Annotated in this window: 13 protein-coding genes; 10 read left to right on the top strand and 3 right to left on the bottom strand. The window is 71.0% G+C overall.

Annotation, left to right across the window (positions count from 1 at the left end; genetic code table 11):
• The first annotated feature begins 5 nt into the window (after nucleotides 1-5).
• From Asera_RS13960 to Asera_RS13930, 7 genes are all read left to right on the top strand, one after another.
• Complete coding sequence (locus Asera_RS13960) at nucleotides 6-683, top strand: response regulator transcription factor (RefSeq protein ID WP_030449642.1); 678 nt, start codon at nucleotides 6-8, stop codon at nucleotides 681-683.
• Nucleotides 684-727: 44 nt separating this feature from the next.
• Nucleotides 728-2137: a HAMP domain-containing sensor histidine kinase gene (locus Asera_RS13955; RefSeq protein WP_030449641.1), complete on the top strand. Its 1410-nt coding sequence runs from the start codon at nucleotides 728-730 to the stop codon at nucleotides 2135-2137.
• Nucleotides 2138-2324: 187 nt separating this feature from the next.
• Nucleotides 2325-2627, top strand: coding sequence for a hypothetical protein (locus tag Asera_RS13950; RefSeq protein WP_157035187.1), 303 nt, complete (start codon nucleotides 2325-2327; stop codon nucleotides 2625-2627).
• A complete protein-coding gene (locus Asera_RS13945) occupies nucleotides 2624-3520 on the top strand; it encodes an FAD:protein FMN transferase (protein WP_030449640.1) in 897 nt (298 codons plus the stop codon). The genes Asera_RS13950 and Asera_RS13945 overlap by 4 nt, the downstream gene beginning before the upstream one ends.
• Nucleotides 3517-4050: a ferric reductase-like transmembrane domain-containing protein gene (locus Asera_RS13940; RefSeq protein WP_030449639.1), complete on the top strand. Its 534-nt coding sequence runs from the start codon at nucleotides 3517-3519 to the stop codon at nucleotides 4048-4050. The genes Asera_RS13945 and Asera_RS13940 overlap by 4 nt, the downstream gene beginning before the upstream one ends.
• Before the next feature lie 12 nt (nucleotides 4051-4062).
• A complete protein-coding gene (locus tag Asera_RS13935) occupies nucleotides 4063-5316 on the top strand; it encodes an NADH-ubiquinone oxidoreductase-F iron-sulfur binding region domain-containing protein (RefSeq protein WP_051803036.1) in 1254 nt (417 codons plus the stop codon).
• Complete coding sequence (locus Asera_RS13930; protein ID WP_030449637.1) at nucleotides 5307-5516, top strand: ferredoxin; 210 nt, start codon at nucleotides 5307-5309, stop codon at nucleotides 5514-5516. The genes Asera_RS13935 and Asera_RS13930 overlap by 10 nt, the downstream gene beginning before the upstream one ends.
• 42 nt (nucleotides 5517-5558) lie before the next feature.
• Here Asera_RS13930 and Asera_RS13925 read toward each other — a convergent pair whose 3' ends face one another.
• Nucleotides 5559-5711, bottom strand: coding sequence for a hypothetical protein (locus Asera_RS13925; protein ID WP_211255799.1), 153 nt, complete (start codon nucleotides 5709-5711; stop codon nucleotides 5559-5561).
• A gap of 57 nt (nucleotides 5712-5768) precedes the next feature.
• Here Asera_RS13925 and Asera_RS13920 point away from each other — a divergent pair, with 57 nt between their 5' ends.
• Nucleotides 5769-7577, top strand: coding sequence for an MBL fold metallo-hydrolase (locus Asera_RS13920; RefSeq protein ID WP_244843871.1), 1809 nt, complete (start codon nucleotides 5769-5771; stop codon nucleotides 7575-7577).
• Nucleotides 7578-7681: 104 nt separating this feature from the next.
• On the opposite strand, the gene Asera_RS13915 is transcribed toward Asera_RS13920, so the two are convergent.
• Nucleotides 7682-7939, bottom strand: coding sequence for a DUF1918 domain-containing protein (locus Asera_RS13915; protein WP_157035186.1), 258 nt, complete (start codon nucleotides 7937-7939; stop codon nucleotides 7682-7684).
• Between the two features lie 333 nt (nucleotides 7940-8272).
• On the opposite strand from Asera_RS13915, the gene Asera_RS13910 reads away from it, so the two are divergent.
• Both Asera_RS13910 and Asera_RS13905 read left to right on the top strand, forming a co-directional pair.
• Nucleotides 8273-8539: a DUF1876 domain-containing protein gene (locus Asera_RS13910; RefSeq protein ID WP_030449634.1), complete on the top strand. Its 267-nt coding sequence runs from the start codon at nucleotides 8273-8275 to the stop codon at nucleotides 8537-8539.
• Nucleotides 8540-8623: 84 nt separating this feature from the next.
• Complete coding sequence (locus tag Asera_RS13905; protein ID WP_157035185.1) at nucleotides 8624-9628, top strand: Acg family FMN-binding oxidoreductase; 1005 nt, start codon at nucleotides 8624-8626, stop codon at nucleotides 9626-9628.
• 108 nt (nucleotides 9629-9736) lie between these two features.
• On the opposite strand, the gene Asera_RS13900 is transcribed toward Asera_RS13905, so the two are convergent.
• A complete protein-coding gene (locus Asera_RS13900; protein ID WP_030449632.1) occupies nucleotides 9737-12391 on the bottom strand; it encodes a bifunctional acetate--CoA ligase family protein/GNAT family N-acetyltransferase in 2655 nt (884 codons plus the stop codon).
• Nucleotides 12392-12474: the final 83 nt, after the last annotated feature.

The following is a 12474-nucleotide window of genomic DNA, read 5'->3' as shown; positions in this document are numbered from 1 at the left end:
TCAGCGTGGTCATCGGGGTGGCCGACGACGAGCCAGCGGTCCGCGACGCGCTGGCCAGGGCGCTGCGGTTCGAGGGGTACGCGGTGGCCACCGCGATCGACGGCGCCGCGGCGTTGCGGCTGTTCGCCGGCCACGACGTCGAGCTGCTCGTGCTCGATGTGCGGATGCCCGGAATGGACGGCCTCGACACGTGCCGGGCCCTGCGCGCCGCGGGCAACCCGGTACCGGTGCTGATGCTGACCGCCGCCGATGCGGTGCGGGACCGGGTGGCCGGGCTCGACGCGGGCGCCGACGACTATGTGGCGAAGCCGTTCGCGCTGCCCGAACTGCTGGCCCGGATCCGGGCGCTGCTGCGCCGCACCACGCCCGCCGCGCCGGAGGTCCTCGGCTACGGCGACCTGCGGCTGGACACCGGTACCCGGGAGGTGCGCCGCGGCACGCGACTGGTCCGGCTGACCCGCACGGAGTTCACCATCCTGGAGATGTTCCTCCGCCACCCGCGGCAGGTGCTGTACCGCTCGACAGTGGTGCAGGCGATCTGGGGTGGTGACGTGTCGCCCACCTCCAACAGCCTCGACGTGTACGTCGGGTACCTGCGGCGCAAGCTGGAGGCCGGCGGCGAGCCGCGGCTGCTGCACACGGCGCGCGGCATCGGTTACGTACTGAGGGAAACACCGCTGTGAACCGCCCCGGGCCCGCCCGCCGGCCAGGGGTACGGCTGGGCGCGATGCGGCGGTGGCGCGGCCTGACCTTGCGGGCCCGGCTGACGTCGATCGCGGCGCTGGCGGTCGCGGTGGCGGTCGTCGGCGTCTCGGCGGTCGCGTTCGTCGCGGTCGGTCACCAGGTCCGCGCGTCCGTTGACCAGACGCTGCGACGCGACGCCGAGACCGTCGCAGCCTCGCCGGACGAGTGGGCACACCGCACCGTCGTGGGCAGCGACGACGGTCACGGCGACCCCGATCACGATCACGACCTCAGCCCGCGGGTACAGGTGCTGGACGGTGCCGGGCGGCCGGTGGGCGCGACCGGGCTGCCGGTGACCGGTCGGGCGCGCCAGATCGCCACCGGGCACGGGCAGGAGGCGTTCGAGCAGGTACCGGTGCGCGGCGAGGACTACCGGATGCTGACCCGGCGGGCGGCCGGCGGTGGTGCCGTGCAGGTCGCGGTGTCGCTGCACGGCGCCCACGAGACGATGGCCGGAGTCGGGCTGGCGATCCTCGTCGTCGGGGTGGTCGGGGTGGCTGCCGCGGCGGCCGTCGGCGCGTTGGTGGCCCGGGCCGGGCTGCGGCCGGTGGACCGGCTCACCGCGGCCGTCGAGCACGTCACCGCGACCACCGACCTCGACACCAGCGTCGACGCCGGTCTCGACGTGTCCGGCCGCGACGAGGTCGGCCGCCTGGCTACCGCGTTCAACACCATGCTGGCCGCGCTGCGCGCCTCCCGGGCGGCACAGCGGCTGCTGGTCGAGGACGCCGGGCACGAGCTTCGTACCCCGCTGACCAGCCTGCGCACCAATATCCAGCTGCTGATTCGTGCCGACCGGCAACGCGACCGGCAGCTGTCCGACGCCGACCGCGGCCGGCTGCTGGCCGATCTGGACACGCAGACCGCCGAACTGACCCGGCTGGTCGGCGAGCTGGTCGACCTTGCGCGCGACGATCACGGCGCGGAGCTGGTCGAGCCGGTCGATCTGGCCGAGCTGGTCGACCTCGCCGTGCAGCGGCTGCCTGCCGGGACACCCGTCGACGCCGACTACGAGCACGTGTCGGTACCGGGCCGGGCGACCTCGCTGACCCGGATGGTGGCGAACCTGCTCGACAACGCCGTCAAGTGGAGCCCGCCGGGCGCGCCGGTCACGGTACGGCTGCGCGCCGCCGCAGGCACCGACGGCACACCGGGCGCCGAGCTGTCGGTCGCCGACCGGGGGCCAGGCGTGGCCGAGGCGGACCTCCCGCACATCTTCGAACGGTTCCACCGGGCACCCACCGCCCGCTCGGTGCCCGGCTCCGGGCTCGGCCTGGCGATCGTCGCGCAGGCGGTCGCGCTGCACGCCGGTACCGTCCGGGTCGAGCAGGTGCACCCCAGCGGCGCCCGCTTCGTCGTCTGGTTGCCGCGTCGGTCGGGAAATGCGGCGTAGTCACGGCCGCTCGTGAATCGGCTCTCATCGTCGCTTCATAAACCGCTGTCACGGTGGGACCCGCCGCAGCAGACGGCGCGCGAGACGGATCAACGGCCGGGCTCTCAGCCAACTCCTGGACCAGCAACAGGTTGTTCCGGGTGGCCCGACCGACTCTGAGTAGTAGAGCAAGGTGGAGGTGCGGGTCATGAGCGTCGACCCGAAGGTTCGGCTGTGGCGGGGACGCCGGCGGTTGTCGCGGGTGACTGTTGGCATTGCGTCCGGTGCGGCCGTCGCGGCTGCGGGTCTTGCCGGAGTCTTCGCCGCCGGGACCGGCCAGACCGCGACGCACGTGACGAAGGACGCCCATTCGTCCGATGACGAGTCGCAGCCTCACTCGGAAGACGGTTCGTCGGACCGGCACGATGACGGGCGGTTGGCACCGCCGGCACAGGCGCCGACATCGTCGTCGAACGGCTCGCCGCCAACCGCCCACACGGGTGCGTCGTGATCGGCACTGCTACCACACGGTTCCGGATGTGGGGTGGCACGGTGGTGGTCGCCGCGGTCGACCCCGCCGCCGTGCTCACCGTCGCGCGGACCACCCGGGCGGTGCTGTCGGCGGTGGATCAGGCGGCAAGTCGATTCCGGGACGATTCGGAGCTGCGGCGGGCCGAGACCGACGGCGGATGGCGGCCGGTGAGTGCGGTTCTGGCCGCCCTGATCGATGCGGCGCTCCGGGTAGCCGCGGCCACCGACGGGCTGGTCGATCCGACCGTGTCGCTGCGCGATCTCGGCTACGACCGGGACCTGGCTGCGATGCCGCCGGCGGCGCCGGTACGGCCGGTACGCCCAGCCCCTGGCTGGAGGCGCATCGGCTGGAGGCCGGCGAAGCAGCTGTTGCGGGTGCCACCCGGTGTGCAACTGGATCTTGGTGCCACGGCAAAGGCGCTCGCCGCGGACTGGGCTGCGCGGCGCGGCGCGAACCGCTGTCGTACCGGCACCCTCGTGGCGGTCGGTGGTGACGTGTCGGTGGCCGGCAGCGCGCCGGTCGGCGGCTGGCGGATCGGCGTCAGCGACGATCACGAGCAACCGGCGCCGGACGATCCGGTCGTCACCATCACCGGTGGAGGGATCGCCAGTTCCGGGGTGCAACGGCGGACCTGGCGTCGAGCCGGGATGCTGGTGCATCACATCGTCGACCCACGTACCGGCTACTCCACCCGGCCCAGTTGGCGCACCGTGACCGTCGCCGCAGCCAGCTGCTTTGACGCCAATGCGGCCAGTACGGCTGCCATGGTCCGCGGCGCGGATGCCGTGGACTGGTTGGCCCGGCAGGCGCTGCCAGCGCGGCTGGTGGATCTGCGTGGCCAAGCCGTCACCGTCGCCGGGTGGCCGGCATGATCAGCCTCTGGTATGCCGCACGTGGCACCGGCGTGGTGGCGTTGCTGTTGTTGACTGCCACCGTGCTGCTGGGTCTGCTGGGGCCACTACGCGCCGCGTCGCAAGGATGGCCGCGGTTCGTGCTCGGCGGGCTGCACCGGAACCTGTCGCTGCTGGCGGTGGCGTTTGTCGTGGTGCACGTGGCCAGCAGCGTTGTCGACACGTACGCCGGCATCGGTTGGTGGGATGCGGTGGTGCCGTTCGGTTCGGTGTATCGGCCGGTGTGGCTCGGCCTGGGCGCGGTCGCGTTCGACCTGCTGCTCGCGCTGATCGTGACCAGTCTGCTGCGCACCCGGATCCGGTACCGATGGTGGCGCACGCTGCACTGGCTGGGGTACGTGTGCTGGCCGTTCGCCGTCATCCACGCCTGGGGTACCGGTACCGACTCAGGCGGTGGCTGGGTGTTGGGCCTGACGATCGGGTGCCTGACCGCGGTCGCCGCGCTCGCCATCACCCGCGTCGTGCTCGCACCGTATCGCCGGATGCCGTGACCGGAGGCGTCGATGACCGCTACGACACCCATCGCCCGCGCCGCGAGGCTGCTGATCGGCGGCACGCCCGACTTGGCGGGCCATCTCAACCGGTACGGCCCGATGCCGACGATTCACGATGCACGGGAGTTGATCGCCCTCACCGAGACCGCCGGGCTGCGCGGTCGCGGCGGCGCGGGCTTCCCCACCGCGCGTAAGCTCACCGCCGTCGCGTCGGGGCGACGCCGGCCCTACGTCGTTGTCAACGCGTGCGAGTCCGAGCCGGCCAGTCACAAGGACGCAACCCTGCTGCGGTGCGCGCCGCATCTCGTGCTCGACGGCGCGGCTCTCGCCGCCCGGGCGCTCGGGGCGGACACCGCGGTGGTCTGCCTGCATCGCGGCGATCCGGCCACCAGGCACCTGAGCCGGGCCCTGGCCGAGCGCGCCGGCGACGGCATCGACTGGCGGTTGGCGGAGCTTCCCCATCGGTACGTGGCCAGCGAAGCGTCGGCGCTGGCCAGGTTCCTGACCGACGGTGAGGCGCTTCCGACGGCCCGGCCACCGCGCCCCGAACAGCGCGGCGTGCGCGGCCGGCCGACACTGATCGACAACGCCGAGACCCTGGCACACCTTGCCCTGATCGCCCGATACGGGGCGGGCTGGTACCGGTCGGTCGGCACCCGCACCGATCCCGGCACGGCGTTGGTGACCATCGGTGGGTATGTTGCCCGGCCCGGCGTGTACGAGATCGAGCTGGGCGCTCCGCTGTCGGCCACGATCGCCGCCGCCGGCGGGGCGACCACGCCGGTCGCGGCGACCTTGGTCGGCGGGTACGGCGGCACCTGGGTTGGTGATCCGAGTCTGCCGCTGAGCCATGATCCGGCCGGGCCGGATGCAACCACGATCGGTGCCGGCGCACTGATGGTGCTGCCGGCGTGGGCGTGCGCCATTGCCGAGACCGCCCGCGTCGTCGCGTTCCTCGCTGCCGAGTCGGCCGGTCAGTGCGGGCCGTGCACGTTCGGCCTGCCATCGGTGGCTGATGATCTGCGGCACCTCGCGGACGGGCGCATCGATGCTGACCTCGGCGATCGACTCACCCGGCGCCTTGGCCAGGTTTCCGGACGTGGCGCCTGTGCCCATCCCACTGGTGCCGTGCGGTTGGTCCGTTCGTTGCTGCGAGTCTTCGCCGCCGACATCCGGGCGCACCGTGCCGGGCGGAGCTGCCGGCACCATCCACCGATCCTGCCGATACCGCAACCGACCTCGGGGCAGCAGTCATGGCGCTGAAGAACACCACTCTGCAGGTCGACCCGATCGCCTGCCAGGCACACGGACTGTGCGCCGAGCTGCTCGCCGGATTCGTCACCCTGGACGAGTGGGGCTATCCGATCATGCCGTCCCGCCCGGTGCCGCAGCCTTTGCTGGCCGCTGCGCGAGCCGCGGTACGCGCCTGCCCAACCCTCGCCCTGCACCTGGTCACTCGGTGAGCGTGCACTGCGTTCATCCGTCGCGCCGTCACCGATCCGGTATCAGTGCGAGCGGGCCGAACGACGTTTGGTCGAGCGCCAGCGTGGCCGGAAGATCGCGACCGGAATGAAGATTCCCAGTACGAACCCGAAGTTGTACCAGCCCCCGTTGTTGTGCACGTCGTAGATGCTCACGCTGTCGGTGAACAGTGACACGACGAACGTGATGGGAAGTATCAGGCCATGCCACAAACCTGCCCAGAATCCGGCAGTGTGACTGGTCGCCGTCCCGGCTACGTTGTTGGGCCCGGCTGCCCCCGCGCAGGAGGTCAGCGTCAACACGACCAGTCCGGCCAGCACGGCGCCGATTCGCCGCTGCCGACGCACTCGCAACGCAGGCATGTTCTCCACCTTACCGGGCGATCGTTCGGATGCGGTCCCTGCGGATGCGGACAGAATCCGCCGTCAGGGCGCTTGGCGAAAGGGCCGATAGAACTGGGTCGATCGGGCTTTCTCCCCAATCGGCCTTGCCGGCCTGATTCGATGGGATGCGAGGTGGCGACGCCCGCCGGATGGGCGGCGGGGCGCCTGTATGAGGAGGTGTTGGCGGTGAGCACGCTACGTTTTCTCGGCGCGGCGGGAACGGTCACCGGGAGTCGGTTTCTGATCGAGTCCGGTCGACAGCGGATTCTGGTCGACTGCGGTATGTACCAGGGTGATGCGGCGCTGCGGCGCCGAAACTGGCGCCCGTTTCCCGTCGATCCGACCAGCATCGACGCGGTCGTGATCACGCACGCGCACCTTGATCACATCGGCCTGCTGCCTCGGATTGCCCGGGAGGGCTACCGGGGCCCGGTGTACTGCTCGCCACACACCGCACAGCTTGCGCGCATCGTGCTCACCGACGCCGCGCACCTGCAGGAAGAAGACGCCCGCTACGCGGTGCGGCACCGCTACTCCCGGCACGACCCGCCGCTGCCGCTGTACACCCACACCGACGCAGCCCGCAGCCTGGAGTTGCTGCGGCCGACCCCGTTCGGTACGCCCGTGTCGATCGGCGGCGAGATGACCGCCACGCTACACCGAGCCGGGCACATCCTCGGCTCAGCCTGCGTCGCCATCGACACCGGCTCCGACGGCACCGTGCTGTTCAGCGGCGATCTCGGCCGCACCGACCATCCGCTGCTGCGCCCACCCGGCCCGCCGCCAGCCGCCGATCAGATCGTGATCGAATCCACCTACGGCAACCGGCGCCACCCGCTGTCGGACCTCGCCGCCGAGGCTGCCCTGATCAACTCGGCGCTGCAACGCGGCGGCAGCGTGCTCATCCCGTGCTTCGCCATCGACCGCACCGAGATCCTGCTCGTGCGGCTGGCCGAGATGATCTCAGCCGGGATGCTGCCTCCCGTCCCGGTCCATGTCGACAGTCCGATGGCGCTGGCGGCCCTGGAGGTCTATCGACAGGCGGCCCGCGACCGCTCGCCCGAACTACGACCGGCGATCCTGAACGCGGCCACCGACCCGTTCGACCCAGGGGAGCTGCACCTGGCCCGAACCGTCGAGGAGTCGGCCCGGCTCAACCATCCGAGACAGCCGTGCATCATCCTGTCCGCCGCGGGGATGGCCACCGGCGGTCGCGTCGTACACCACCTGCTGGCGCAACTGCCCGACCCGCGCAACCTGGTGCTGCTGCCCGGATATCAGGTGCCGGGCACCCGCGGCGCCAACCTGCTCGCCGGCGCCACCGCCATCAAAGCGTACGGGCAGTACGTGCCGGTGCGGGCCCAGGTCGTCGGGCTCGGCGAGTTCTCCGCACATGCCGACGCCGACGCCGTCCTGACCTGGCTCTCGCTGGCCCCGGCCGCACCCGCCACCTGCTTCGTGGTCCACGGCGAGCCGGACGCCTCAGCCACCCTCGCCCACCGCATCCGGCAGCAGCTGGACTGGTGCACCGTCGTGCCCCGCGAAGACGAACGCGTCACCATTCGCCCCGGCCACGACCCCGGCCGGGCGAACGAGATCGATACCGACCATCCGGGAAACCTGTCCGGCCAACTCACTCGGCCGCAGGCCAGACCGTAGGCGGTCCCAGACCGATCCTCGACTCGACGCGGCTGTCGAGGTGGGATTCGCCCCCGCACGATGGCGACAGATCACCATGGCGGCGCTCTGCCGCGCTGTTGCCGTCATGACGACACGTCCTGGAGAGGGGCGCAGTTGCGCTCAGGCCGGGGCGTTGTGCCCGCGGCAGGCCGGCAGGCTGGTTCGACGCGAGCGCCTTCGCCCGGGAAGACCAGACCTTCTTTCCCGTCGTCGAGCCACCGAACCCGGTAGGGCGGGCTGCCGTCGGGATGCTCGACACTCAGCACGACGGCCACCCGATAGGCCTGATCGTGTCGTGCGAGCAGCAGACGGTCCCCGGTGTGCGCGGTCAGGGTGGTCATGACACTGTCCGGTCGTGGCAGCGAGCGGCGGCTGCGCCGCCAGGGCCGTCGGACCGGCGAGACCAGACCGATGTGCCCACCACGGACCCGTTCCCGACGATCGCGAGCCGGATCTGCTTGCAGGGCTCTGGGTCGGCGAGCCGCAGGCCGCGCAGATCGAGTCGGCCGGCCGCACGACGGGTCGTGTTCGCTGCACCGGTGATGCCCATCCGAGCCGTCTCGAAGTCGTCAACCATTCGTTCGTGCTGATCGGCACGGTGGCAGCGGTCTACTTGGCCCTGGTCTCGTCATCCCATGGGAGGTGTGCTTGTCAGAAAAGGAAGGAGTGTCGTCATGCATCAGAAGCGATGGAGTGTAGAGATCTTCGTGGACGACGACGATGGCCGCAGTTACGCGGAGGCGAGACTGCACACCCATGAAGGACAGCCGATCATCGGGCGGGGACGCGCTCGGGTCAACCCAGCCGACGAGGACATTCCCGAGATTGGCGATGAACTCGCCGTCGCGCGCGCTCTCACCGACCTGGGCCACCGGCTGCTGGTGACCTCCTCACGCGACATCTCGGCGGTCACCGCCGAGGAGGTTCGGCTCACCCACTGAGCCCACCAAAACCTCGAGTTCCCCTGACGCGCAACGCGATACGGGGCTGAAGGGAAGCACTCGAGGATTCGGAGGAGAGGGGTCATGGCCACAGCCGAGTTCCCCGAGAGTGCGGGGACGGGTCCGCAGCGTACGCCGTCGGGCACGTTGTGGCGGGCTGTGAGCATCGCCCTGCGTGCCCCATCGATCTTCAACACACAACCGTGGCGATGGCACCTTCGCTCCGGCAGCGTGTGGCTGTGGGCCGATCGAACCCGTCAGATGACCCACATCGACCCGGAAGGCCGCCTGCTGATCGTCAGCTGCGGCGTCGCGTTGCAACATGCTGCGTGCGCGCTGGCTGCCATCGGCCACCGACCTGACACCCAGCGTTGGCCCGACCCCGATCGCCCTGATCTGTTGGCCCGACTTACCGCTGGGCCGGTTCGAGAGCCGACCCCGGACGACATCCGTGCGTTGCACGCGATCCTGTCGCGGCGCACCGACCGTCGCCCGAGCGCCCGGGACACCCCACTGGCTACCTTCCACCTGAACGCGTTGCGCGGCGCGGTCGAGGCTCACGGCGTACACCTGCACGTGGTACGTGACGAGCAGCTGCCGGTGCTGGCAGCGGCGACGGCGCAGGCCGAGCAGATCGAGTTCGCCGATCCGGAGCTTCGCGACGACCTCGACCGATGGACCCATCGCGATGCCATCGACCGCGATGGGATCACTCCCGAGCAGGTGGTTCCGGCAGTGTCGCGCCGTATACCGCAACGCACGTTCCTCCCCGACCGCGAGGCGCACCTGGAACCAGGCGACGGCAGTGACCGATCGGCGAGCTACGCGATCTTGTTCACCGACGGCGATGACCGCCGCGCATGGCTGACGGCAGGCGAGGCGTTGTCCTCGCTTCTCATCGAGGCAGCGCAACGGGATGTGTCGGTGAATCCGATGAGCAGCGCGGTGGAGGTTCCCGCGACGCGAGCCCAGCTGGCCGAACTGCTGTGCCACGTGGGTCATCCGGTACTCACACTGCGACTGAGCCCAGCAGGCGGGAAGCTTCCACGCTCCCCGCGGCGCGCAGCAACTGATGCGATCGAGACCTGACAGCCGCCTCCGGTGTTGCCGGGCGGGCGTTCCTCCCGTTGCTGGCTCGGTGGTGCGGCAGCCCACGGTCCTCGATTCAGATCGAAGGTTGTCGACACGCGTCGCTGCTCAGCGAATGGGTCGCAAGGTGCGGTTGTAGGGATCGGGGGCTTCCGCCGGGTGCGCCAGACGCAGGTGGACATCGACCGCGGTGAGGCCATCGGGCCCGGCGATCACGGGATTGAGGTCCAGTTCGGCGATCTCGGGCACATCCGCGGCCAGTCGCGCCAACCGCAACAGCAGTTGTTCGATGGCGGTGGTGTCAACGGGTGACTGGCCGCGTTGGCCGGTCAAGGCTGGCGCGATCCGCAGCGCGCGCCACATCGACGCGGCGTCCAGATCGGTGAGTGGCAGCAGGTGCACGATGCGGTCGTCGACGAGCTCGGTGAGGGTTCCGCCGGCTCCCAGCAGGACCACGGGCCCGAACAGCGGATCGTGTCGAATTCCGGCAAGCAGTTCCACGTCCGGGCTGACCATGGGCTGTACCAGCAGATCTGCGGCTGGTTGCTCGGTCACCGCGGCGATCTCGGCGGCCGCCGCACGCACGGCGGCGTCGGTGGACAGCCCCAACCGCACCACGCCTGCCTCGGACTTGTGGACCAGCTCGCCGGTAGCAGGTTTGACCGCCACCGGGTAGCCGATCTGGCCCGCGGCACGGGTCGCCTCACTGGCGGGAACCACGTGGCCCGGCACACTGACGCCGTAGTCGGCCAGTACCGAGATCGCGGTCTGAGCCGGCACCCAGCCCGGCCCTGCGGTGCCGAGGTGCTGCTGTACGCGCGCCCGGGCGAGATCCGGGCGTAGGCCCGGTGGTGTCACCGGAGAACCGGGAGCGGTGCGTCGCCACCGTGCGTACCGGGCCGAATGCCCGAGCGCACGAACCGCTCGTTCCACGGACGGATACACGGGGTTGCGGCGCGCACCAAGCTGCGACGGCGGGTCCTGCACGCCGACCACCACCACGGCGGCCGGTACTGCGGGGACTGTGGCCAGGCCGTGCCCGACCGCGTGCAGCAGTGCGCTGGTGTCCGCGGTGCGAATGGCGATCACGGTGATCACGAGGGCGTCGACCGCGCCACTGGTGGCCAGCCGGCTGACCGCATCGGCCATGGTGTCCGGCGTGCAGCCGGCGCCGAGATCGACCGGGTTACGTTGACCACGACCGGTCAGTCTCGACACCAGCGAGCCGGGCAGCTGAGGTACGGCCAGCCCTGCCGCTTCGGCGGCGTCGGCGGCCAGGATGTTAAGACCGCCGGCATTGCCGATCACGCCAACCTGGTCACCGGCCGGCAGCGGTTGGTCGATCAGCATCCGCGCCGCGTCCAGCAGCTCGTCCGGATCGGCCGTACGCACCACCCCGGCCTGGGCGAACAGTGCATCGACGATGGCATCAGGAGTGGCTGCGGCCGCGCTGTGCGACGCGCCGGCCCGGCGGCCGCTGCTGCTGCGGCCGCTCTTGACCGCCAGGACCGGCTTGCGCCGGCCGAGCTGGCGGGCCAGCCGGGCGAACCGGCCCGGGTTGCCGAACGACTCCAGGTAGAGCGCCACCGCGCGGGTGGAGTCGTCGTCGTACCAGTACGCGAGCAGGTCGTTGCCGGAAACGTCGGCCTTGTTGCCCAACGAGACGAACGTGGAGATCCCGACGCCGGCTCGGGTGGCGCCGTCGAGCACGGCCACACCGACCGCACCGGACTGTGACGCGACCGCGAGGCCCCCGGGCGTCGGCCGATGCGGCGCGAACGTGGCGTCCAACCGTACGGTCGGGTCTGTGTTGAGCACGCCGATGCAGTTCGGCCCGATCATGCGCATGCTGGCGTCCCGCGCGATCCGAACCAGTTCCTGCTGCCGCTGGGCCCGACCGTCGCCGTCGGGGTCTTCGGCGAGCACCACCACGGCCCGTACGCCGCGGCGGGCGGCGTCGCGCAGCACCGCGGCGCAGGCCGGTACCGGGACCGCGATCACCGCGAGCTCAGGTGGCTCCGGGAGTTGTTCCAGCGAGGCGTAGCACGTCAGACCGCACACCCTGTCCGCGTGTGGATTGACGGGGTAGACCGGCCCGGGGAAGTCGCCTTCGAGGATGGAGACCAGTACCTCGTGGCCGACCCCTCCGGGTGCCCGGCCGGCACCGACGACGGCCACCGACCTGGGCGCCAGCGCCGGCCGCAGCGAGCGATGCTCGGCGCTCCGATCCCGGGCGTCCAGTGCCGCGAGAGCGCCTTCCCCGGGCAGGGTGGCGATCCGGATGCCGACGACACCGGCCACGGCCGGGGTTCGGCGGGCCGACAGGCCCTCGGAGACCGCCAGCATCGATGTGTTGACGGCCAGCACGTCTCCGGTGAGTGTCGAGATGGCGTGGCGGCGGGCGATCGCGGCCAGCTGTTCCACCAGCAGGGTGCCGATCCCTCGTCCGTGCCAGCGCTCCGCGACCAGCACGGCCAGTTCCGCGGAATCCGCACCGCCGAGGCGTTCGTAGGAACCGATACCCACGATGTCGGCACCGAGTTGCGCCACGACCGCGGCATGGTCAGGGCCCGGTGGGCGGGTCAGGCGGGCGAGTTCGGGTTCCACGATGCTGGTCCCGGAACTGAAGAACCGCAGGTACCGGCTTCGCGGCGACAGCGCGCTCAGCAGCGTGCGGATCTGGTCGGCGTCGCCGGGATGGCAGCGGCGCAGGCGAACGACGTGGCCCGTTGCGTCCAGAACATCGACGGCCGCCTCGGTCATTGCTTGCCTCCCGCAGCGCGGTGTCTACCAGCCCACGCTGTGGGCCGGCTGCCTGCACGTCGGAGCCTCACCGGCCGAGGACC

Origin of the sequence: Actinocatenispora sera (assembly GCF_018324685.1) — a bacterium.
In the GTDB taxonomy this organism is placed as follows: domain Bacteria; phylum Actinomycetota; class Actinomycetes; order Mycobacteriales; family Micromonosporaceae; genus Actinocatenispora; species Actinocatenispora sera.
Note: the sequence above shows the minus strand (reverse complement) of the source record. Positions and strands in the feature narration are given on the sequence as shown.

Bases quoted from the DNA above. Each gene is read 5' to 3' on its own strand.
- Asera_RS13900 (WP_030449632.1), bottom strand. From the start codon at position 12,391: ATGACCGAGGCGGCCGTCGATGTTCTGGACGCAACGGGCCACGTCGTT.
- Asera_RS13905 (WP_157035185.1), top strand. From the start codon at position 8,624: ATGGCCACAGCCGAGTTCCCCGAGAGTGCGGGGACGGGTCCGCAGCGT.
- Asera_RS13955 (WP_030449641.1), top strand. From the start codon at position 728: ATGCGGCGGTGGCGCGGCCTGACCTTGCGGGCCCGGCTGACGTCGATC.
- Asera_RS13935 (WP_051803036.1), top strand. From the start codon at position 4,063: ATGACCGCTACGACACCCATCGCCCGCGCCGCGAGGCTGCTGATCGGC.
- Asera_RS13950 (WP_157035187.1), top strand. From the start codon at position 2,325: ATGAGCGTCGACCCGAAGGTTCGGCTGTGGCGGGGACGCCGGCGGTTG.
- Asera_RS13915 (WP_157035186.1), bottom strand. From the start codon at position 7,939: ATGACCACCCTGACCGCGCACACCGGGGACCGTCTGCTGCTCGCACGA.
- Asera_RS13940 (WP_030449639.1), top strand. From the start codon at position 3,517: ATGATCAGCCTCTGGTATGCCGCACGTGGCACCGGCGTGGTGGCGTTG.
- Asera_RS13930 (WP_030449637.1), top strand. From the start codon at position 5,307: ATGGCGCTGAAGAACACCACTCTGCAGGTCGACCCGATCGCCTGCCAG.
- Asera_RS13910 (WP_030449634.1), top strand. From the start codon at position 8,273: ATGCATCAGAAGCGATGGAGTGTAGAGATCTTCGTGGACGACGACGAT.